This is a genomic window from Bdellovibrio sp. HCB2-146 (assembly GCF_047345725.1).
Classification (GTDB): domain Bacteria; phylum Bdellovibrionota; class Bdellovibrionia; order Bdellovibrionales; family Bdellovibrionaceae; genus Bdellovibrio.
Genome location: NZ_JBLEQP010000001.1, coordinates 195991 through 218241, shown reverse-complemented (window position 1 = coordinate 218241; position 22251 = coordinate 195991). Strand labels below are relative to the sequence as shown.

The 22251-nt window shown below is 45.4% G+C and carries 21 protein-coding genes; 2 read left to right on the top strand and 19 right to left on the bottom strand.

Annotation, left to right across the window (positions count from 1 at the left end):
- Positions 1 to 50: 50 nt before the first annotated feature.
- The 6 genes from ACLWOR_RS01035 to ACLWOR_RS01010 all read right to left on the bottom strand — a co-directional run bounded on the left by ACLWOR_RS01035 (position 51) and on the right by ACLWOR_RS01010 (position 8111).
- Positions 51 to 1676, bottom strand: a complete 1626-nt coding sequence (locus ACLWOR_RS01035) for a hypothetical protein (protein WP_413938803.1) — start codon at positions 1674 to 1676, stop codon at positions 51 to 53.
- 54 nt (positions 1677 to 1730) lie between these two features.
- A complete protein-coding gene (locus ACLWOR_RS01030) occupies positions 1731 to 3251 on the bottom strand; it encodes a histidine kinase dimerization/phospho-acceptor domain-containing protein (protein ID WP_413938802.1) in 1521 nt (506 codons plus the stop codon).
- Entirely contained in the window at positions 3248 to 3928 is a 681-nt protein-coding gene (locus tag ACLWOR_RS01025) for a response regulator transcription factor (RefSeq protein WP_413938801.1), read from the bottom strand. Before ACLWOR_RS01025 ends, ACLWOR_RS01030 begins: the two co-directional genes overlap by 4 nt.
- Positions 3929 to 4039: 111 nt before the next feature.
- Positions 4040 to 6022, bottom strand: coding sequence for a C45 family autoproteolytic acyltransferase/hydolase (locus ACLWOR_RS01020; RefSeq protein WP_413938800.1), 1983 nt, complete (start codon positions 6020 to 6022; stop codon positions 4040 to 4042).
- Entirely contained in the window at positions 6019 to 6591 is a 573-nt protein-coding gene (locus ACLWOR_RS01015; protein ID WP_413938799.1) for a hypothetical protein, read from the bottom strand. The genes ACLWOR_RS01020 and ACLWOR_RS01015 overlap by 4 nt, the downstream gene beginning before the upstream one ends.
- Positions 6588 to 8111: a GH3 auxin-responsive promoter family protein gene (locus ACLWOR_RS01010; RefSeq protein ID WP_413938798.1), complete on the bottom strand. Its 1524-nt coding sequence runs from the start codon at positions 8109 to 8111 to the stop codon at positions 6588 to 6590. Before ACLWOR_RS01010 ends, ACLWOR_RS01015 begins: the two co-directional genes overlap by 4 nt.
- A 142-nt stretch (positions 8112 to 8253) precedes the next feature.
- Here ACLWOR_RS01010 and ACLWOR_RS01005 point away from each other — a divergent pair, with 142 nt between their 5' ends.
- Positions 8254 to 8751 carry a TetR/AcrR family transcriptional regulator gene (locus tag ACLWOR_RS01005; protein ID WP_413938797.1) on the top strand — a complete coding sequence of 166 codons (498 nt, stop codon included), beginning with the start codon at positions 8254 to 8256 and terminating at the stop codon, positions 8749 to 8751.
- Here the strand turns inward: ACLWOR_RS01005 and ACLWOR_RS01000 are convergent.
- From ACLWOR_RS01000 to ACLWOR_RS00985, 4 genes are all read right to left on the bottom strand, one after another.
- Positions 8748 to 10052 (bottom strand): flavin monoamine oxidase family protein, encoded by a 1305-nt coding sequence (locus ACLWOR_RS01000; RefSeq protein WP_413938796.1) that lies wholly within the window; start codon positions 10050 to 10052, stop codon positions 8748 to 8750. The genes ACLWOR_RS01005 and ACLWOR_RS01000 overlap by 4 nt on opposite strands.
- A 44-nt stretch (positions 10053 to 10096) precedes the next feature.
- Positions 10097 to 10624 carry a hypothetical protein gene (locus tag ACLWOR_RS00995; RefSeq protein ID WP_413938795.1) on the bottom strand — a complete coding sequence of 176 codons (528 nt, stop codon included), beginning with the start codon at positions 10622 to 10624 and terminating at the stop codon, positions 10097 to 10099.
- Positions 10625 to 10745: 121 nt separating this feature from the next.
- Positions 10746 to 11480 carry a ZIP family metal transporter gene (locus tag ACLWOR_RS00990; RefSeq protein WP_413938794.1) on the bottom strand — a complete coding sequence of 245 codons (735 nt, stop codon included), beginning with the start codon at positions 11478 to 11480 and terminating at the stop codon, positions 10746 to 10748.
- A gap of 140 nt (positions 11481 to 11620) precedes the next feature.
- Positions 11621 to 12574 (bottom strand): hydrogen peroxide-inducible genes activator, encoded by a 954-nt coding sequence (locus ACLWOR_RS00985; protein WP_413938793.1) that lies wholly within the window; start codon positions 12572 to 12574, stop codon positions 11621 to 11623.
- 46 nt (positions 12575 to 12620) lie between these two features.
- On the opposite strand from ACLWOR_RS00985, the gene ACLWOR_RS00980 reads away from it, so the two are divergent.
- Positions 12621 to 13310 carry a protein-L-isoaspartate O-methyltransferase family protein gene (locus ACLWOR_RS00980; protein WP_413938792.1) on the top strand — a complete coding sequence of 230 codons (690 nt, stop codon included), beginning with the start codon at positions 12621 to 12623 and terminating at the stop codon, positions 13308 to 13310.
- Between the two features lie 24 nt (positions 13311 to 13334).
- Here ACLWOR_RS00980 and ACLWOR_RS00975 read toward each other — a convergent pair whose 3' ends face one another.
- The 9 genes from ACLWOR_RS00975 to ACLWOR_RS00935 all read right to left on the bottom strand — a co-directional run bounded on the left by ACLWOR_RS00975 (position 13335) and on the right by ACLWOR_RS00935 (position 22251).
- Entirely contained in the window at positions 13335 to 13667 is a 333-nt protein-coding gene (locus ACLWOR_RS00975) for a transcriptional regulator (protein WP_413938791.1), read from the bottom strand.
- 15 nt (positions 13668 to 13682) lie between these two features.
- A complete protein-coding gene (locus ACLWOR_RS00970) occupies positions 13683 to 14981 on the bottom strand; it encodes an OmpA family protein (RefSeq protein WP_413938790.1) in 1299 nt (432 codons plus the stop codon).
- Positions 14982 to 15100: 119 nt separating this feature from the next.
- Complete coding sequence (locus tag ACLWOR_RS00965; protein ID WP_413938789.1) at positions 15101 to 15901, bottom strand: hypothetical protein; 801 nt, start codon at positions 15899 to 15901, stop codon at positions 15101 to 15103.
- Between the two features lie 39 nt (positions 15902 to 15940).
- Entirely contained in the window at positions 15941 to 16333 is a 393-nt protein-coding gene (locus tag ACLWOR_RS00960) for a DUF4402 domain-containing protein (RefSeq protein ID WP_413938788.1), read from the bottom strand.
- 41 nt (positions 16334 to 16374) lie between these two features.
- Positions 16375 to 16857, bottom strand: coding sequence for a DUF4402 domain-containing protein (locus tag ACLWOR_RS00955; protein WP_413938787.1), 483 nt, complete (start codon positions 16855 to 16857; stop codon positions 16375 to 16377).
- A gap of 129 nt (positions 16858 to 16986) precedes the next feature.
- Positions 16987 to 19563, bottom strand: a complete 2577-nt coding sequence (locus ACLWOR_RS00950) for a hypothetical protein (protein ID WP_413938786.1) — start codon at positions 19561 to 19563, stop codon at positions 16987 to 16989.
- A 126-nt stretch (positions 19564 to 19689) separates the two neighbouring features.
- Positions 19690 to 20298, bottom strand: coding sequence for a sulfite exporter TauE/SafE family protein (locus tag ACLWOR_RS00945; RefSeq protein WP_413938785.1), 609 nt, complete (start codon positions 20296 to 20298; stop codon positions 19690 to 19692).
- A complete protein-coding gene (ccoG, locus tag ACLWOR_RS00940) occupies positions 20295 to 21692 on the bottom strand; it encodes a cytochrome c oxidase accessory protein CcoG (RefSeq protein ID WP_413938784.1) in 1398 nt (465 codons plus the stop codon). The genes ACLWOR_RS00945 and ccoG overlap by 4 nt, the downstream gene beginning before the upstream one ends.
- 10 nt (positions 21693 to 21702) lie before the next feature.
- On the bottom strand, positions 21703 to 22251 hold the full coding sequence (locus ACLWOR_RS00935) for a cbb3-type cytochrome c oxidase N-terminal domain-containing protein (protein WP_413938783.1): 549 nt from the start codon (positions 22249 to 22251) through the stop codon (positions 21703 to 21705).

Genomic DNA, 22251 nt, shown 5'->3' with positions numbered 1-22251 from the left:
GGCGACCGTCTATTGGGAGACGGTCGCTGTGTTTTTTAGTTCAATGAAGTTTATCGGCTGTAAGTTGTACCGGTTGTGCTTGGTGCGGGGATCACTCCAGTTGAGGAGTTGTAGTTATAATAACTTGAACTGGGAGCGACGAGAACTCCGTTGCTGTAGTATGAACTCGAGCTTGGGGCGGGGATCGCACCATAGGTGTTGTTGTAGTTGTTGTAATAGCTGGATCCGATTCCCATGCCGGAGTAGTTCGAGCTGTATTGAACTTGTTGGATTCGATTCATCAGACTGTAGAGTTCGGTTTGCAATGAACTCATTGTTTGGTACTTCGCCATTTGTTGTTGTGAATAGTTTTGATAGTACTGCATCTGCATTTGCAGCATTTGTTGTTGCAATTGCATCGATGAAGTATCCATTCCCGTCATCATTCCAAGGCCGCCATTCATCATCATGCCGTAGTTACTCATCATCCCATAATTGCTCATGAGTCCCATACCACCCATCATTCCAAGGCCACCGTTCATCATCATACCCGACATCATACCCATATTGCCCATCATTCCCGCCATGCCGTTCGTCCCGCCGTAACCATTCATTCCCCACGGAGTCATGCCTGATAAAAACATGCCGCCGCCCATAGGACTGCCCATCATGTTCATCGGATAGCCGAAAGCTCCGCCAGCCATCATGTTGTTACCGCCACCGCAACCGAAACTGCCTTGGCCTGTGGATCCACCGAGGGCACCGTAAATTCCCGCTTGCAAGTAAGGCAAACCGTAACCCCAAGCAGGGTAGTTTTGGGTCGGGTAGCCTAGATCTGCGTTTTGTTCCGCCACCATTTGATTGGATTTATAACCCATATAGGTTGCCAGCAAGCCAGTTCCAACGTTGGAAATAACACCACCCCAATCGGTTTGTGGCTTTTGATAAGAGTACCCAGAACCTCTCCGCTGACATTCCTCACAGTATTCGGCTTGCGTTCCGCCTTCGCGTTGGTCTTGGCGGATGTCGCGCTTGAGATCGGCAAGATCTTGCTTACGATCTTCCAACGATCTTTGCAGCGACTCGATTTCATTCTGCATTCTTTGAGCGTCTGTATACTGCTTGCGATAATCAGTCAGAGCTTTTTTACATTTCATGGAGTCTTTGCGATGATCACTACCTAAAAAAGCGGCGTTCGAACAAATCGAAGCATTCACAGAACCGGGCTTGCTGCGATCACAATATTTCGCCCAATCAGCGTTCGTAAAACCTTGCACGGGTAGCATGTTGTCTTGCGCACCATCAATAGACTCTTCACCTTGGCTACCTTGAATGGCAGGATTTGCAGTCATGCCTTGATATTCACTGCAACGAGTGTTGTTCTCGATATGTGTAAGAATAAAACTTGAATAGTCGGCTGATAGGCTTTCTTCAACATCCTGGCGGGAACGTTGAGATTTGCGATCCAAGTTTTTGACTTCTGATTTTTTGATTTTAATTTGCGATTTGATTTCGTTGATCTCAGCAAGCAACTCTTGCAGTTCATCATTCTCGCTGGTGGCGCCATCACCCATGCGCTGTTGATACGGGCAGGCTTGCATGCCACCCCATTGTCCGCTACCCCATTGCATCCCTTGCGCCCAAGCCCAGAGAGGGGACAATACGAAAAGAAGTGCCACATATTTTGTTTGAATCATATACCCGCCTTTGTGACTTTAAGCGTAGCGGGCAATTATTGAAGGATTGTGGATTTAGGAAATTGGGAGCGAAAACGAGACGCGACTTCCGAGGACGCTTTGACCTTGCAGACGGTTTTCCGCAGAGAGGTTTCCACCGTGCAGATTTAGAATTTCACGCATGATCACAGAACCAATGCCCACAGAGATACGCTGATGATCGTTAGTCCCCATAAGCATCCGACTGGCCTTTTTGTGACCAAACTCTTTAAGAGCTTTTTCAGAGAAGCCAGGGCCGTCATCGTCGATATCCAAATGAAGTGTATGACCCTCAATGCGCAGACGAACATCAATGCGCGCTTTTGCGAATGAAGACGAATTATCAAAAGCATTGCGCAAAGCTCGATCAATCAGTTGCGACGATCCTGTAACATAAGCATTTTCAGCGCCGTTGTTTTCAAACTGAAATTGAAGGTGGGGATTGCGTTGCTTAAAAATATTGATTTGATCCTGAACGTATTCAGTAAAGTTAAAGCGCTCCGTTCCTTTTGAATACTTAGGCTCGGTGATTTGAGCAAGGAACAATAAATCTTCAACCAAGTTTCCAAAATATTCGACTTCTGAAAAACAAAGCGACAACACTTCCTGACGTTTTTCAGGACTGATGCGGCTGTCTCCCTTTTTCAAAGCTTCAAGAAATGTACGGAGTGAAGTCAGGGGAGTGCGAAGGTCATGCGCCAAATCTTGCAAAAGATTGCGACGAGCCTGATCGGCCTTACGAAGATTATCGACAAGACCCTCAACGTCATCAGCCATCAAATTAAATGCCTGAATCAGTGAATTCAGCTCATTGTGTTTCTTAATCGGCATACGCGCTGACAGATCACCTTCACGCAATTTTGCGAGAACTGAAAATGCTTCTTCGGCCTGTGCGCGGTATTTAGAGAACTGATAGAACAGCGCAATTCCCAAAGAAATCAAAACACAGGCTGTGATTGAAACCAATGTGATAACTGGAAAACTCCAAAAACCTTTTGGCGGAGGAGGAGGACGCATTCCCATTGGAGGAGGTCCCATCATCTGATGGCCACCAGGACCGCCAGGTCCTCCGGGGCCGCCAGGATGCATAAACGGAGGAGGCGGCGGCATCATTCCGCGCATTCCGGGTTTGAAGTTCGGTTGATGCAAAAGATAGAGGCCTGGCTTTTGAGTTTTGGTAATAAATGACGGTGGTCCGCCTTCAAAAGAACCTTTCCGCAAAGCGACGGCACCTTCTTCGTCAAGAGCTTCTTGATTCTTTGAAATGAAATCAGCATCAATCAATTTCTTATGAGTTGTTGCACTCGTTCCATCCGGTAAAACCAGATCAAACGCAATTCCACCAGGCATATTCTGACGGATTTTATCTAAGGCGACATACGGATCAGAATCCATACTGACAAAAAGTTTATGCACAAATTGGGCAGGGCCCATTTCAAATTGGCGACGTTGCGCTGTCAGAATAATCCAAGCAGCCGTCGCACCAATGAAAATAAAAATCAGGACGATGCTCGCAAAAATAAAATAATTTTTTCGAAACAACGTTCGGGTGATCATGCAGACGCCTTTTCCATGCGATAACCTTGTCCATAGACAGAATTGATGCGTACGTTGGCGATTCCATTTTTCAAAAGCTTTGAACGAATATGGCTGATGTGAGAATCCACCGTACGGTCAAAGATTTCTTCACCTGAACTTAAGCGATTGATCAATTGATCACGACTGATAATAACTTCGGGATGTTCGAAAAAGGCTGACAAGATTTCTAACTCTCTGCGATTTAATGGTATCATTTGATCGCCATTTTTTAGAATCTGTTGATTGATAATAAGACTTAACCCGCCAAAACGTAAAATCTCAAGCGAAGCCTTTTTCTCTGTGAGCTGATTTTTTATTCGCATTATAAGTTCGCGGGGACTAAAGGGCTTCCTCATATAGTCATTCGCGCCGGACTCAAATCCGTTGACCACGCTGTCTTCGTCACTGCGAGCGGTAAGAAAAATGACGGGACTATTGACGTCATTGCCGCGCAACCACTCACAGAACTCAAAACCGCTGCCGTCGGGGAGATTAACATCTAATAAAAACAAATCCACTTGTTGAGGGAGACTCTCTGATTTTTCCGCGTCCGAGATGCATTGGAACCAGACGACCTTGTGACCTTCCAACTCCATCTGGAGTTGGACAGCTTTACCTATTATAGGATCGTCTTCGAGCAGGAATATATAAGCCATAATTGAGTCTACCATGGGTAAGAATTAAACATCTTGATCCATTGTTGTAGAGAATTATGGAGAGATTGTGGAGGAGTCGACTTTTGTCTCAGAGCGAGAAGAAAGGAACGGTTACTCAACCGTTCCCAAGCGAATTTCAGCATCTCTCACAATTGAAAGCTGACTGCTCTGACTCAAGCTTCTGCGCAAATCCTTAAGCTCCGATTGGCGAGGATACTGTTGAATCAAACTTTCAAGCAGACCTTGGGCTTGTGCGTGTGATTGTTTCAAAACGGCAAAATCACGACGCTCAGAAGGTAACAAATTCTCGGCGCGGAATTTCCACATCGCCAATTGGAAGCGCTCGTATTCATGTAGCGTAATTGTTGGTTGGGCTTCGATTTCGACGAACTTGTGACGAGCATCTTCCAAATCAACGAACGCCAGCTCTTTTTGTCCTTTCTCAAGCGCTAGTGCAGCACGGGCCACTTTTAAACGCGCCCACATAAAGTGGTAAGGATACTCGTATACATTATCAAGTTTTGCTGTCGCCATCCCTTGTTCAAGCAAAGCCAAAGTACGATCAAGGCCATTCAGTGTCGTGTGGTCCTCTTCGTTGGCTTTATACGCGAGCACATAGTACTTCATCGAATCATACCAGTTTTCAAGACCTGGTTGTTCTGCGGCTTTTGTTACACCAATGATTTCCACTGGTACGGGGCCATTGGTCAGACGATAACCAACAAAATGAGAACGATTGGTCGGGTAAATGTCACCCGTGCTCATCCACCATTCTTGGCGAGCCGGAATCATCACGTGAGTTGCTGATGTGTAGAGTTTCGTTGTTGTACGACCAAAACTTCTCATGCCAACAAGTTCATCCGTATGGCCGGTCAGACGATTGATCACCCATTGAGGATTGATATGACCGAAGTCTTCACCCAAAGTGCGTGTTACATGCGCTAAGCGAGCACGCGTCTCAAGAGTTTTGTTCAAACTGTATTCGTAACCTTCCGCCGAAGTTTTTGGATGAATAAAATGGTTGCTTTGAGCCAAGTACTTATGGGCGGCCTGGCGAGCCACGTGAACTTGATCGCCACTCAGCTCAACAGAAGCTGTTTCGTCGTGACGAGCATCTGAAATAAAGAATGTCCAAGCACCGAAACCTTTGCGGTGTTTTAAAATACGAATGGCTTCATCAATTGAAGTCGCTTGCATCAACACGGAATGCAAAAGGTAAGGGGCTATATCAGAACTACCTGGCTCATGGCGGATTTGCGTTCCTTCCGTCTGAAGCTCATGCAAGCTCACAGCAAGGCCATGGTTGTTAAATCCACTGATACCACCAGCATAGTGCAGACCTGCTGATGCCAGCCCAGTAGAAACCGTGCCATTTTTCTGACGATTGATAACAATAACTTGGTTGGGTTCATAAAAACCAATCAAACCACTGTCAAAGTTACGACCATGCACCAGTGCGCCTTCAGACGAAGAAGCCGCTGAAGCACTAATCCCGGTGCAACCCATTTTAATACTGCGTAAGCCCTCGGCTAATTTTTTAAACGGGCTTAGGAGTGCAGATCCGACAAAATAAGGAGCACACGAAGCAAAAACTTTCATTTTTGCTTTGCCCGGGTCTTCAGCCAATTGTCTTTGCATAGAATCAGCAAAGATCGAAAACTCAACCATGTAGTTGGCGTTTTCAAACTCTTCCCAAGCAATTTTACTGCCAGCATCGCGGAGACCGCGGTGCAAGTTTTTAAGACCTTTTTTGAAGTCATTTGAAACAGAGTATTTGTAATTGTCGAGAACACATTTTTTAATCAACTCAATACGTGAGCGTTCTTTTTTATCAAGTTGCGAAAAGGCGCGTTCTGCCCGAACCATCACTCCTTTTAGAACACCTGTTTCAATTTCAGGACGCAGGAAGTATCCGTGGTAATAAGCTGTGGAAGCAAAATCACCTTTTAAATCTAGAACGAACACCGACTTTTGCAGTCCGGGTGCTTGGCACTTAAAGAGTTTTTGTCCGTCTTTTTCTTTCTGCAAAATACAGTCAGCAGATGCGAAAGAAGCGGATAGCAAGATGGCGCCTAGAAGTAATAACTTTCTCATAAAGTTCCCCATGATAAATAAAATGAAAAGCAAATAAAACCAAAGCTCACGACGACTTCAAGCTGGCGCAGAATTTTTTGAAGTGCGCCTTGGAAGAATTTAAGAATGTTGAGCAAAAGGATAAAGCCCCCGCAGAAGGAAAGCGCATACAGACTGGCGCCGAAAACCAACTGCAAAGTATTACCTTTTAAAAGACTTGCGAAAAGCCCCGTGTAAATCAGAACCAAATGAAAATTTCCCAGCGTCAAAAAAAGGCTTCCCCAAAATCCTTTCGGGGAAGAGCCCTCGGGGTTTGCTCTTTTACGTTTCCAGAGCAAATGCAAAGAAAAAATCGTAAGAGTCGCACTGGTTAAGAGTGTGAGCGCGACTTTAAGTTTGGAATTCTGAATGAAGGGACTTTGTAAAAGGAGAAGAGACATAGCGATATAAATAATATCGCCCATCAAAAAACCGCTGATCTCTGCCCACGGCCATTTTTTATCCGCCAGAAGTTGGCGGATAATGCTAAAGCTTGCGGGGCCCAGGGCAAAAGATGACAGGAGTCCAATGACGATCAAGGAAAGAATCATTGCAAAGCTCCAGCAGGTTCTTCGATATTGGCAGCCATAAAGCGAATATATTCTTCAGCTGTTTCAAAAGTCGTTTTCATTTTGAACTGACCTTTGGTGCGATTTTGCTCAAAATATTTTTGCAAGTAATCAGCACTGATCACACGTACGCGCGCCGGACCTAAAACACCCACTTCGCGACAATCCCTGTAGTCAGCATTGATCGCTTGCATGTCTTCATCGAGAATAGTGGCCAGTGCGGCAGCGTCCGCTTGAGTGTGAGACGGAGAGAAGAGTGTCCAGTGGTAAGCGGCTTTCCCTCCCTCCATTGTTGGAGACAAGAAGAAGTGGCGCAAATCCAGGTTGGATGAATTTTTGGTTCTGAGATAGCAGTCAAGGATCTCGTCATCGCTGACTTTTTCGGCGGCCAGATTCATTCCTGTGCTTTTACGGCCCACGAACTCAAACACTAAATCACCGTTGATTTCAGTGAATTGAACAACGTCTTTCATGGAATAGTGGGCAAAACCGTTTGGAGTCCCGATATTCAAGAAGTAAGGACGGTTCATCTCGATTTCGTGTAAACCCAGATTTTTCTTTTTCCCGTCAACTTCTGTGAAAGAGTAAAGAAGATCTGGATTTAAGAAATACTGTTGGCGACCATTTTCGTATTTGGAATAAGGAAGGCCAATAGCCGCTTCCGTTGCAGCGTAAAGGCCATAATAATTTAATTCATGTCCAACCAAACGATCGATACGATCTTTGTATTGTTTAATCGGAGTTGCAGCGTAAACAAAGACGCTGAGGTTTGGCCAAATTTCACGGATCGATTTACGCCCTGTCTTCGCCAAAACCGCTTCAAAGATACTGATGATATAAGTAGGAATGCCACTTACAACTTGGATATCTTGATTCAAAGCTTCTTCGATCAACATTTCAATTTTTTTGTCCCAATTCGAAATCGCAAGGACTGCACTTGAAGGATAGGTGTTTTGCACAAGTGTTTTTGGAACGCGTGTACTTAAGATTCCCGAGATGTAACCGAACTTGTAACCATTGTGAGTGTAAAGATAAGGGTCCGAACCAAATGTTAAGCGGCCTGCTTTCAAAAGATTTAAATCAGGTTCAAGAACGCTCAAGCGACTTGCCACGCGTTTTTGAGATTTTAAGAACATTTTGATCATGCGTTCATTATAGGGAACGCGTTTGCTGTCTTTCCCTGAAGTTCCAGACGACAACCCAAAATCACTGGCTTTGTCTTTAAAGAGAATGTTTTTGTGGCCCGCAACCACCATATCTACATAAGGCGCGTAGTCATCGTAACCGAGTACAGGAACGTGTGCGACGAATTCCTCATATGTGTGAATGTGCGATAAACGGAGGTCTTTGTAGAGGCGTGTGCCCATGAGGCCGCGTTTAAGCGACTGAAAATTGGCCTCTTGCTTTTCAAGAAGATCCGTCCTCTTGATCGTCATAAAGCTTGAGTATGTTTGAAGGTATTTATTACCTAGCGAACGAATCACTGTATTTACGGCAAACATAGAAACTCCTTTTCATTGATGAAGGAAATTTATGCGAGCGGTCTCCAGATGTCTCTCATTCGAGTTGACAGGAAATTGGAGTTTTTGTCTAAAACGCGCCCTTCCGTTGACACTTTCGACGGATTGTTGTCAAACTGCCTGTATGGCGACACAATCGAAGGAAGAAATCTATTTTGCTGTGTGTAATGCGATTCTGAAAATGGAAGTGGCGCAGGGCCATTTGCAATGGACGATTTCTGATATCTCCAGAGAGTCAAATATCACGCGTTCTCTGATCTATTATTACTTCGGTAAAGAGAAAGAAAAGGTCCTAGAAGAGGCCTATAAGTTCATTATTGCGAACTTCTTTGATATCGAGCGCACAAAAACTATGGGGATTCGTGAGCGCCTTCGCCGCGTTTTAGAAGACCTCAAAAGCATGCCTTATTTGTTGGTTCTTTATTATCTCGAAAAACATCGTGATTCCGATTTCGGCAAGATGATTCGTCAAGCCGAGGGGATTTTGCTTAAAAATATGAAAAATGAGTTTCCAACGCTGAATGAGCAACAAATTTTGGAGATTTATCTGAAAGAACTTGGCGCTATTGCGTATCAATTGCCTCCAGAAAATGTAGATAAGATGTTTGATCAATATCTTTAGTGTGCCAGCAATCTTTTGATTTGCTTGGCCGCGCGTTCCCCTGATTTCATCGCACCACCAACCGTCCCTCGGTCTGCCCCATCAACAGTTGCTTCACCTGCAATAAAGATTCTTTTTGCAAAGGCTCTTTGCAACCTTTTCCAATCAGAAGTTTCATGAACTTTTACGTAACTATATGCCCCTAAACTAAAAGGATCCTGACACCAGTCATGGGAATACACTTTTTGCAGCTGTGATTCTAAAAAGGACGTGGATTTTTCGGTAAATCGGGACAAACTTTGTAAAGCGGTACACTTTCTTTTCTGAGCGGACCAAGATTTCATTTTCTGCGCTTTAGGTCCCCCTTGCCACGCGATAAGCAGAGGAAGATGAAGAGGAGTTTCTGCCCACCAAGTTGGAAAATAATCCTGAGGACCGCCATGCAGAAATGAAAAAGGTTTATCTGATAATTCTTCCCAGAAGCGTGACTTAAATAAAAAGGCCAATCGATAAACGGCTCCCATATCAATGGCTTCGAGAGCCTCATTTAAAGAAGAAATTTCGGGTGTGATGGTAAAGCTGGCGCGGCCCGCTCTCGACTTTAATATCGAAGGTGGAACTGTTAGAACTAATGCTTCGGCGTTCACACGAATCATGCGTCCCGATTTCTGCTGAAAATGACAGATCACGCTTTTTTCATCCCAGGAAATATTTTTGAGACAATGCGAAAGATGTATGTGGGGAAGATTGCGACTGAGTTCAGAAAATAGCGTCGAATAGCCTTTGCTAAGACGAAACTGCCGAACCCCAGTGAGTCGCGGTGCCTCAGATTTTTCAGAAACAGCCAGAGCTCGTTCACTCATTTTTTCGGGATCGGCTGCGTGAAATCCCTCGACGTAGGATTGAAACAGTTTGCGCTCATCGCCGGAAAAACGATTTCCCAATTTTTGAATAAACGCTGACACACTTTGATCGTGTTTGCGATTTTCGCGCAGGCGACGGCTGATTTTTTCAATGCGTTCAAAAAACGTATGCCGCCCTTCTAGTTTTTTGCCGTTGAAATAGAGATGATGGTCATCCACATCTACAAAAGGAAGGGAAGAGGCTGTGCAGATTTTTTCGACAAGTGGATGAGGTTTTCCGTGTATGAATTCCGCCCCAAGCTCAACATGAAGGCCAGAGCTGAGGGTTTTAGAATGCGCACGTCCACCAAGGTAATTTCTTGCCTCATACAGATGGTATTCGATTTCTGAGTTGTGAAGGGCTTGAGCACAGGCCAATCCCGCAGCTCCGCCTCCGACAATGATCACTTTTGTTTTCATCAAGGGAACGAAGGGGCAGACGGTGAGCTGCCCTTTCGAAGACACTATGGATTTTTAGGCTTTTTCATGCGGTCGCACGCACGTTGCAATTTCTTTTTTGCATCGTCCGTCATTTTCTTCATAAAGCACTTCATTGCAGGTTCTCTTTGCTCAGGTTTCAAAATGTCATAGAAAACTTTGAGCTCAAAATTCATTTTGATGTCGCCCAACGCATTGAAGGAAGCTTTCAACGCATCAGCAGAAGCCTGTCCTTGATCGCGAGTGGAAGTCATGCTCGCCAATGTATGAGTATAATCCAACATGGCATTTTTAAGATTGGCTTTAGCAATATTCATGTCTTTGTAGAATGCGTATTTTGCATCTTTCAAAGCGGTCTTTTGTGTCTCATCGAGTGTCAGGCCTTCACACTCTTCAGCGCGTGTGTGGTCACGACCGTACTGTTCAACAGTATCAGCCCATACAGCAACGAATCCTTTTTCTTCACTAGAAATTGGTTCCACAGCCGGAGCAGCTTTGGTCATCAACGGAGCTGCTAAAAACGCAGCCATAAGCATTGCACGATTCATTTTCATAATTCCTCCTCTGGAATTTTTTGGTGTGGGCTTATTTGATAAAAAGCCTTTCCAAAGTGGAAGAATTAAGTCGAAACACTGACAAAATTGGTTTTGAGATGGCGAGTTAATTTGTCAGATTTTACGAGATCATCCAGTTCATCAAGACAACTGACAAAACGCCTGCGACAAATTCTTTTTGTAGCAGGTACTTCATTTGCGTTTCTTTAAGTTTGGCAAAGACTTCTTCCAGAGTGACACTGATCATGGCGCCTCCGGCGAAGGCCAAGATGTAAGGCAATGATTGTTCAGTGACCGCGGTGAAGAGACCACCTAAAGAACCACCAATGATTTCCATAACTCCAGTTAAGCAAGCGCCTGCAAAGGCCATGCGTTTCGAAAGACCAATGGATAGAAAAGCCGCTGCTGTGGCAAGACCCTCTGGGAAGTTTTGGAAAACGATGGCACCAACGACTGCCCAACCACCTGACAAGTTCTGAGCACTCAGGGCCGCTCCCGATGCAAGCCCCTCAGGAAGATTATGCAGCATCATCGCCGTGACAAAAAGCCATGCACGACGATGAGCCTTCCATTCAGAAGGGGAGAACATATGAATCAAATGACTGAGACTGTAAATGGAGGCGACCCCAAGTGCGAGAGCGAGAGAAACTCCCATTGCGCCTTTGGCACCTGAGTAAGCCGGAGTGATTAGATTAAAGGCCGCCGCCGCCAACATCATCCCGATTGCGAAATCGAGATTGAGACTTTTCCAGGGGTTCCAGTTTTTTCTTTCTTTGGCGAGAATCGGCAAAGCTCCCAACATCGTTGAAAGACCTGTTACCAATCCAGCAAAGAGTCCCCAAAGTGCACTGCCCATAAATCCTTCCTTACGTAGGACGAGAATTTGTTCTTCGTCCTTGATATAAGAATCGGCTCTTCTTTGAGAATTGAACAATCTTCTTTTCCTATTATACATATAGAAACTTTCTATATGTATGGTTTTGGAATAGATGAAAGCTATTTGAAATGGCCTAAAGGATTATCGACCTTCAGCTGGTGCTTGCCCTTTTCCGTATGTAATTCAGAGGGTAGATGGGATTGAATCTGTTCGATAAGAGCCTGTACCAGTGTCTTACGTTGGAAATGAGGACCGTGAAGTAGACTCACTTCTCGGGTTGGGACAGGGTTGTTAAAAGACCGTAGTCGCTTGTTATCGAAAACGTTTTGAGAAGCTAGCCACGGTAAGAGAGTAAAACCGTCCCCTTGATCGATGAGCTTTTTCAAAGTTTCAAGGCTGCCACTCTGGAAAGAATACTGCTTTGAAAAGTCGTGGTCCTTTTTATTTTGGCAAAGCAGCAGGCTTTGTTCGCGGAAGCAGTGACCCTCGTTAAGAAGAAGGACGTCTTCTTTGGAAAGGTCTTTCTCATCAATGGTTTTTTTATTGAGTAAAGGATGCTTTTTAGAAAGATACGCCAGGAAGGGTTCATAAAATAAGACCTTGCGAGCGATATTAACATCCACAATCGGTGTCACCGCAATACCGAGATCGAGGTGATTGTTACGAATGCGATCAATCATGTGTTGGGTTTCAACTTCTTCAATTGAAAGATGCAAACGTGGGAATTTCTTTAAAAAGTCACTGAGGAACAGAGGCAAAAGATAAGGAGCTAGAGTTGGAATAACACCCAGTCGAACTTCACCGACCAACTCTCCTTGTTCTTCCGCAATAATTTCTGTAATTCGTTGAGAGTTCTGAACGACAACACGAGCTTGTTGCAGGATTTTCTCTCCCAAAGATGTGGCGCGAATGGGTTGCTTCGTCCGATCAAAAAGAGTCGCTCCCAATTCTTCTTCAAGCTTTTGAATCTGCATACTCAAAGTGGGTTGAGTGACATGGCACTTTTGGGCAGCTTGGCTGAAACTTCCAGTATCTTGAACGGCAAGGATGTATTCGAGTTGTGTCAGTGTCATGATACAAGTCCTATCTGAATTCCCGCAGAAGGTCAAATGTGGGAAAATGAAGTCTATGGATGCTCTTAAAAAACTTCAGAAAAAAATCATTCAAAAATCTCAACCGCTAAGCCCAGCTATAGAAGAAGCGTTCTATAAGTATCCAAGGCATCTCTTTGTGCCGGAATATAGTATGGTCGCGGCCTATTCGGATCATCCTCTATTAATTTATGAAAAGTATCCGTATGTCTCAACAATTTCTCAACCCAGTTTTGTTCTGCAGATTTTAAGGCTTCTCGAAATTCAACCCGGTCATCGGATTTTTGAATTGGGAACGGGCAGTGGATGGAATGCGGCATTGATGTCTCATCTGGTCGGTAAAGACGGATTGGTTGTCACAAGTGAAGTGATACCCGAGGTCGCAGAACGGGCGAAAAAAATTCTGGAAGAACTCAAAGTCCCGAATGTCCAGGTCTTATCTCAAGATGGATTTGAAGGCTATGAGGCAGCTTCCCCCTATGATCGAGCGATTTTTACGGCTGGATCACGAGAGTTTCCTGACAAGCTTTTTAGCCAGCTTAAAGACGGTGGATTGATGGTTTTTGTAAGACAGCGGGAGTTCGCTTCTGACGTCTTGGAACTTTTGCGTAAAGAAGGCAAGCAATGGAAGATTCTCAGCTCAACTCCTTGTGCATTTGTGTCTGTGACTCGCGCAAATAAAGAGACCCGCACTGATGGCGGGTCTTTGATGTGGTGAGCAGATTTTAAGATCACTGAAGACTTAACCGTGAAAACTATCTCGAGGTTTCGGATCGACATCAGCAGGTTTTTTAGGAGAAAGTTCCATAACTTTTTCCTTTTTTTCTGCTTTTTCTTCGTCGAACACTGATTTATCTTCGGGCTCATCGTAAAGGTGATAGTGAGAAGCGATCTCCGCATATTTTTCACTTGCGTCTTCAATGGCCATTCCCACTTTTCTTTCTATGAGCTCTACAATAGATTCAGTTTCTCCTCGGGTGCTATCGAGTTCGTGTTCAGTCAACTGATGCCAACGCTCCATAAGTTCTTTTTTAAGGTCCCTCCAGGAGGGACCGTTTGGAAATTGCGTTGCCATACGCACCTCCTTGGCCTATTCTTTCTTCGTATCGATCACGAGATCAACACGACGCTGCTGCCGCCCATTTTTCGCGTCGTCTTTATTGTACTCCACTCCGACGGCTTCGACTTGTGATCTAGACAAAGAACTGTTGGCAAGGATGTAGTTTTCTATCGCTTCAGCTCGTTTCTGTGAAAGAGCAAGATTTCGCTCAGCATTGCCGGTGGAATCTGGATGAGCTTCCACTCTCACTTTTGAGACATCAAGACCTTGCAGCGCAGATCCGACTTTTCTCAAAAGAGCTTGGTTCTTAGGGCCCAGGGTTGCTTGGTTCGTTGGGAATTGCAGACCTTTGAGGCGAACCATCAAACGATCACCTTCTGTGAAAACATCAGCTTCACCTGGTTTTAATTCAGCACGAACACGTTCTGCTTTTGACAAAAGCGTTTGGCGACGAGCCAGTTCCGCATTTGTTCTTTCAGTTTCGCGAAGCTCACGTGCCGTTGTTGCGGTCTCGCGGCGAAGGCCCGAGATTTGTTTTTGCTGGCGTTCTGCTAAGAGAACCAACTCTTCGGAGTTACCAGCATCCACGCGACGATTCACGTCAAGAAGATGCTGAGACTCCCGAGTCGCGTCCTCCGCGGCGCGACGAATGGCTGCCGTGTTGCGAGGGTCTGAGATAATGATTCTTTGGGCGTTATCGTATTTGCCCATAGCCATGGCATAAGTGCGGGGAGCTTGTTTGTCAGCTTTGTCTTTGACGGCGGCTTTGATGTTTTCATCAGCCCGACCCAAGAAAGTTTGCGAAACAGCTCGGCGTTCTAAGTCGCGATATGTTTGCGTGACTTCAGTTCCTTTTTTATCAGCCGCACGAATATTTCCTTTTTCAATATCAGCTGTGATATTTTCAAGTTTGTTGCCGGCTTTTTTCCAGTCTTTTGGGAAAATCTCATTCGCACCTGCGCGCATTGCACCCGCACGAGCATCGGTGACATCTTTCATCAGATTTTGTGAGAGTTGTCCGACCTCATTCGTTTTTGCGATCCAAGCCCGTGAGTACGCCACTTGCTCTAGCACTTTCTCATTGTCTTTGCCGCTACCGCGATATTTGATGGCTTTATTCAGCGATCTTTCGGCGTCAGCGAAGTTGTTAGGAGAGAGCACATCATATTGTTGCGCCCGGGCCTCCTTCAACATTTCTTGTGTTTTTTGAATTTCAACTGTTGGGTCTGACGTAGCAGCAATAGGTTGTACGTTAGGGGGTGTGCTGGCGCAACCGATGACGGTCGCCAGAGCAACAACGCCCAAAAGAAGACGTGAATGAGAAAACATAACTCCTCCTTACTGGAATCTCGTTATATGTCACTCTTTTCACGCTAATCCTCGGCCAATCTCTCTTACAAGAAAAGAAATGCTTATTGATTTATAACAGCGGGCCAGGGTCTGATTTCTTACGGTGATGTTAAGTTCGTGCTCGCTAAAATCTCTTCGTTGGCACTGGCTGCATCTTTGAACAGGATCTTGATTTTTCCAGAGGGAAGAGCCTTTATTTGCAATGGCATTTTGATGCTACGTTGCTCAATGTAACTTGAAATACCATTAATCGTCGCCAACGATTCGGTTGCTCCATTTTCTCCAGTTGAAACAATCTCAAGATTTCCATAGGCAAAGCCATTGCCTTCTTTTTTCATATCCACACTGAAGGAATAATTTCCATCGGGACCTTTATTGATTTTAAATTTATCTAAACTGACTTTGAAAGATGTCGATCCTTTTTTGATAATAACAGGGATGGCGATAGCCATGCGTGCTTTGAGCATCATTTGTGCTCCCGAGTTCGTTTTTCCTTCGACCAGCGAGTCTTCTGCATCACTCATGGCTTCAAAATGCAGATGGCAGCGATATTCTCCTTCAGGGAGATCGGCGGGGACTCGCGCCATCAGGCGCACGACTTGTTCGATTTGTGGTTCCAGCGTGACTTGACGGGGAGAGAAGCGAAAGTATTTGCTGCCGTCTCGGTCATCAGGAGTCGTCTTTTCTATAAGCTTCATAGCCCCATCAGCTTCCATTTTATAAAATACCGTCGTGATGCGATAGCGTTCCGCTTTGGGACCTTTGTGACGGAGGGAAATCTGTGTGCTTCGTTCTTTGTCTGAAAGAGTCACACGAAGAGGAAAAATTTGCAGTTCAGCTTGGGCCGTGTGTGTAAGAAGAAGGAGAAGTAATGAAAAAGTAAAAATACCGTATCTCATATCAAGTCCACCTTTAGGGTCATTTTATTTAAAACAAAGTTAATAGACAACTGTGATCGTAAAAGTTCCGCTGTAAGATCCCGCGGTTTGATTCACGCGAAGTGCGGCCCGCGTGGCCCCAATATAGAGATTTTGCTCGCCCAAATTATTCAGAAGACCGTTAGCATTTGGATAAGAGGTGAAAGACGAAAGAGTGATTGAATCAACCGTGCCTCTGCGAATCGTCGCAGTTGCGGGAAGCGAAATTGAATAGGCGCGATTGTTATCACCTTCTACCAAGAAACTGGCGTTGGTGGCATTTTCTGAAGTTCCGGACGGAACTATTTTAGCGGGATCACCAGCTCCGCCCGAGCCAAAATCCAAATCAGATAGGCGCGAAATCTTAATGGATCTCGCGTAGGTAAAATCGCAAAAGAAAACAAGGCAAAGCAAGGAGCAAATGCCCCTTGCTTTTAATTGGACAGACATACTTCTTAGTACACGACAGTCACAGTGTATGTTGCAGTGTATGTTCCTGCTACTTGTGCGGCTCCAAGAGCAGCGCGAGTTGCACCTACGAAAAGATTTTGCGTGCCGGAACCATTCAGGAGTCCTGTGCCCGAAGGTGATGACGTGAAGGAGCTCACGGCGATAGTTTCATTTGCACCGCCAGCACCAGTTGTCATCGTCACTGTACCGTCTGCTGGTAAAGTGATTGTGTATGCTGTATTGGCTTGGCCTGTTACTGCAAAGCTTCCGTTCTCCGCATTTTCTGAAGAACCTGGCGCTACAGTTTTTTGTGCATCAGATTGAGCTGCTGTACCGAAATCCAAATCAGACGTGTTGGTAATTGCGATTGCTGCAACTACAACTTGTCTTGCCGTACCTGTTGTGCTGGCAGCGAAAGCATGATTCGCCAAAAGCGCTGCTGCTGCGGTTACTGCGGCAGTAGTTGTGAGAAGCGTTTTTCTTGTCATGTTGTCTCCTTCTTTGTTGAAAAGATGTTTTCGAAGTTGAACAGTTTTCGGTTAACCTGCTCAAAGCTTAACTGTGCTTTGACAACTCCTGCAGAGTTTTAATGTGAAGTGCCAGTTTCTTGCCGACTATTAATGCCTTTGCAATCTTTCGTATGATGCCAAAAAGTCGAATGTGGACTCTTGTAATCCTGATTTGGCAACGTGGACGGGATAAATCAATTTTTGGAATTTTATTTTTTTGAACTCGGCTTGTTCCGTATCCACAGTCAAAAGGTAATCACCTGGAAAAATTCCTTCGATCAAATAAAAGCCATCGGATTCTGTTTTAGTGCTAGCGATGACTTTTCCGTCTGGGGTTTTTAATTGCACGGTGACGTTGCGAAGCCCGCGTAAGCCTTTTTCCCGCTGCAACTGAACCAGGCCCGAGATTTCACTCTGAATAATTATTGGAAACTCCAATTGGCAAACCTGACCGGGGCGTGGAATCAAACGAACTCCCGTTTTCACCGGGCGATAATAGGGATCGGGTAAACTTCTCAATGATAAACTGATATCGGTTTCTTGATGAACAGGAAGAGCCAATAAAACGGCCTCACCACGATCGTCGGTCTCGGTATCGACATCATTTTGATTCACACGAAACGCGATGTCTTTGAGTGGGAGATCTCCTTCGTTGAAAATCCCATCATAGTTTTGATCTAAAAATACCCGCGCCGAAACGGCTCCGTATGAAGTCTGGGAACGCGGAGACCACTCAAAGTTTTCGCGACGGGGATTGTAGGTGCCGCTATAAGAGATCAAACCAATGGCGCGGTAGTTACTTTGCGTGTCGGAAGTCACCTCGGCACTCAAGGTGATATAGCGGAAGAGGCGATTTAAACTTGCACGAAAGGAGGTGATGTCTTTGGGAATGTCTTGAGCCACCTCAAGACCGTAGGAATATTTGTCAGAAAGGCGAAAGTCGAGTGATGAGCTAAGCAGATCAACGCTCTCGGTGTATTCAGCAGTCGTTCGAAATTCATACCGATCAACGGGAATCAGCATAATGAGTTGTCCGTTGTAATCGACATTGCTGTCGGAATCCGACATAAACGTATTAAACCAATAGCTGCCGGCGATTTGCCATGAAGTCCGCTGCTTGACCTCGGTAGACTCACTTCCATTGGCATAAGTAAATTGTGAAACTTCAGCATCTAAACGGAGAGGAAGAAAAGGATACACGTTTAAGTTGCCGTTGACCTTGTTAAGCTGTTCCACCAGACGTGTTTCCGTGGCATTAAAAAGGCGACTGCGAAAATTAGAGAGGCTGGAATGAGAAACACCGAAAATAAATCTTTCAAATGGAGCTTGCAGGGTCACTTCGGTCGCGCTTCCCGAATCATCACTCGTGGCAAAGTTGAGAGTGCCAAAAAAACTTGAAAAGCTGCCGCCGATTTCAAGCAGCCCATAATTAGAGATCAACAACGTATCGCGATTGTTTTCTTGGTAATAGCTGAGCCCCGCATTGAGCTGGGACGAAAGCCCATGGCGAAACTGTAAAACTGTATTTAAGACATCGTTTTTATCTACGCGAGTTCCAGATCCGAACCGGTAATAAGACTCGGCTGGTTTAGCGGTTTGTTCCCCGACGTTAATCACTTGAACTTCTTCTTTGCGTTGTCCTTGCGGACCATAAAAGCGCAAGCGAAAGCGATTCACGCCGTAATACAGGGTCACTTCTTTAAATTCATACTCGGTGGCCGTGCTCGCGGATCTGCGACCAATCAGAATATCGTTTTGATAAAGTTCTACTTCCCAATTGGAGGGAAGCGGTCCACGAAAGTCCTTGGTGCTAAAACTCGTTGGTTGATTCAACGGAAAACTTGAAACCAGAAATCCTTTGGCTCGTGATGAGGATGTGATCAAGGGAAGAGAGGGTAAAGTCAGATCGACAAACTCCATACTTCGTGCGCGCATGGGACCCAGGAGATTTGCATACGGATCTTTTTTGCTAATGCTAAGCGCGGACTCTGTAATGTGATCATTTTCCCCACCTAAAAAGCCCCGGGTTTCAAAACCTAGAACTTCGATGGCGGCGATAGTGTCATGGCGAAAATAAGACTCTTGATCGTCCCCCATTTTTTGTTGGCCTAAGGTCAATTGTTGATCAAAGGAACCTTCGCCAAGTTTTTTGTCCTCGATAGGTTGTTCAGGATATTCGGGACGTGGGTTGTCTCGACTGGAAAGTGATTCCGCATTGCGATCCCGTTCACGGCGAAGTTGTTTTGGAAATTTACGTTCAGTGACAACAATGACTTCCGCCGCGAACTCATCGAAACGAAGCCGCACACCGAACCATTGTTCGATAAGGCGAGAATTCACATAAATTTCGTCGTCATAAGTCACGACCTGACCGCAATCAAATGACGTAGAAACTTTATTTAAAGCAGCCGTGCACGTCGCTTTATCCATTTTGAAGGTATTAGCTTCTTCGATAATAAAACCTTCAGCTTGACCGAGCGCCGGTGAAACTGTGATTGCAAGTCCCATGGCTTCTACAAATGAAGCGAGAGGCACATACCATGCTGTGCCGGCTCGATAGACGTCCATGCCATCAACCGCAAGCATGCCGTCTTCGAATGAAACGGCCATGATCAATTGATTGTTGTCTTGAAAATCCAAAGGCACATCAGCGGCGTAAAGAGAGCCACTCATTAGTAACGACAAGAATAGAAAATAAAAAAGTTGTCGAGACACAAATAACAGGATCGGAATTGCACTGTCATCGGTCAATTAAACTATGAAGCGTCTAAACAGGAGAGTAGTTATAATTTTCGCTTTGTAATCTTGCGGTCAGTGAAGAAAAAGAAAACTGCCAAGCGAGTAAAGGCTCGCAAAGATAAGGACCACACCTGCGACTCTTTTCTGCGTGGGGTTGGACTTACGCACAACGGATTGAATCAGTGAAGGCAGAGCACTGAGTGCCGGCAAAGAGCCAAGCCAAAAAACAGACATCATCAAAGCCCCCGCCCAAGCACTGCGAGTGGCGATTGCTGCAGCGACATAAGTATAGAGCCAGCCACACGGCAAAAGAATTGTTGTCAGGCCGACGAGGAATGCCGAGGGTCGCATGCGAAAGAGCGAATGCGAAAGCACCGAAGGTAATTTAATTTTGCTCAGTTGGGGGAAGAGCAAACGAAATCCCGCGAACGCTAAAAACCCTGCAAAGAGTCCTGCGGAAATCCAGCGCAGCCACACGATCTCAGTCGTAAGAAAAAAACTTCCAAGACCGCCAGCAAAGGCTCCTAACAGTGTGTAACTGATCAATCGCCCCAAGTGATACGGAACAAGTCCACGTCGTGTTGCCATCAGACTGGCAATCGGCCCACACATTCCAGCGCAGTGCCAACTTCCTAAAAAACTTGCTCCAAAAATACTGGCGATCAAAACAAGTGAGGTCATTGAATCACCTTGGGTCCTAACAAAATCAGTTCACGAGATGTTTTAAAGTTCTTAGAATCTTGAACCTGAATCTGTGTACGAATTTGATTCGACTTTTGAAAGTGAGATTCTGGAACGCGAACAAAGAAATACCATTCGCGCGATTCACCTTTTGCCAACTTGATTTTAGGTTCTGCCACAAGAAGTTGAACACCTTGCTGGGAAAGATCTTCCGCCAAAGTCATCTGGTATTCGGCCTCATCATCACTCTGATTTTGGATGTGCAAGCGGAATTGATTCAAAACAAGTTTCTGTCCCTGGTCTTCAATCAAAGAGTAAGGAAGACCTTGGCCACGTAAAACAGTGAAGTGGACGGGCTCACGAGTGCTCAGCGCGTAAGTTAAGCCAGCACCTAAAACGATAATGATCGCTAGATAGGCCAGCGTGCGGAAGCGTTTAAAGCGAAAAGGTTTTCCATCCAAAGTGTCATAGCGGATAAGACCTTTGGGTTTATTGACCTTTTCCATGATCTCATCACAAGCATCAATACAGGCTGTGCAAGTGATACACTCCATTTGCAAACCATTGCGAATATCAATTCCAGTCGGGCAGACTTGCACGCAGCGATTGCAGGAAACGCAGTCGCCTTTGCGAGTGCCGTAATCGGCAGAACCTTTGCGAGGTTCGCCTCGTTCTTGATCGTAGACAACGGCAATGGATTTGCGATCAAGCAGAACAGATTGAATACGTCCATAAGGACACATGATCACGCAAAACTGTTCACGGAACCAAGCAAAGTCGAAAAGAATGATCGCGGTAAAGAATGTCACTAACGTAAAATACGTGAGATTTTCTGACGGTGCGTTCTGAGTCATCTTCATGAGTTCTTGGGCACCAACAAAGTAGGCCATAAAACTGTGGGCGATTAAAGAGGACACCACAAAGAATAAAAACCACTTCAAGGAAACTTTGCGAAACTTTTCCGGTGTCATGGGTCCTTGTTGAAGCGCGCGACGTTTGATGTAAGTGCCTTCGACCCATCTTTCGATGCGACGGTAGACGGCATCGATAAAGACCGTCTGTGGGCATGCCCATCCACACCACACGCGGCCCCAAACTGAGGTCACAAAGGCCAGACCCAGTGTCAGAATAGCTAATACGAAAAATAATAACGGAGTGTCATGAGCGCGGAAAAGAATTCCAAACAGTGCAAATTCACGGTTTGGAATATCGATCAGAATAGTTTGATGGCCATTGATAGTTGTCCAGGGGAGTAACAGGAAGATAAGAAGCAAAACTCCTTGGCTCCAATCGCGGTGGCGTCGGTAAAACCCGCGCACCTCCGCCGGAATAATATTCAAGCGATCACCATGTTGATCAACTGAAGTTAATAAATTTGGATCCACAGAGCCCATAAGCTTTTCCTTACTCGTATTTTTCCCCTTGTGGTTCTTTTGCTCCCGGAGGATTGGAGCCCTTTTTCGAAAGGATGAATGCGGCTACTGCGTAGATTTCATCTTTCTTCATCACCGGTCCCCAAGGAGGCATGCCTTTTTCGGCAACACCATCACGGATGACTTTGACGATATCGAGGCGGGTGCCTTTGCCATGCAGCCAAGCATTGTCGGTCAAGTTCGGTCCAATCAAACCACCTAATTGAGGTCCATGGCAAGAAGCACATTTCGAATTGAACTGCGCTTCACCGGTTGCGAGCATGCCATCTTTAGCAAAAGCAGCAGCAAGGCTGTCTTCTGTTTCAAGCGGACTGGCGCTTGCAGCAGTGGCTTGAGTTCTTTCAAGCTCTTGCATTGCGACCTCAAGTTCTTTCGTCAATGTCGGTCCACCACCGAATTCGTAGTGGATGAAATAGATGAATCCGAAAATGATCGTGAGAAAGAACGTCCACAGCCACCACGTTGGCAGTGGATTGTCGTGTTCAATGATACCATCGTATTCATGAAATTTGTCGCTCAT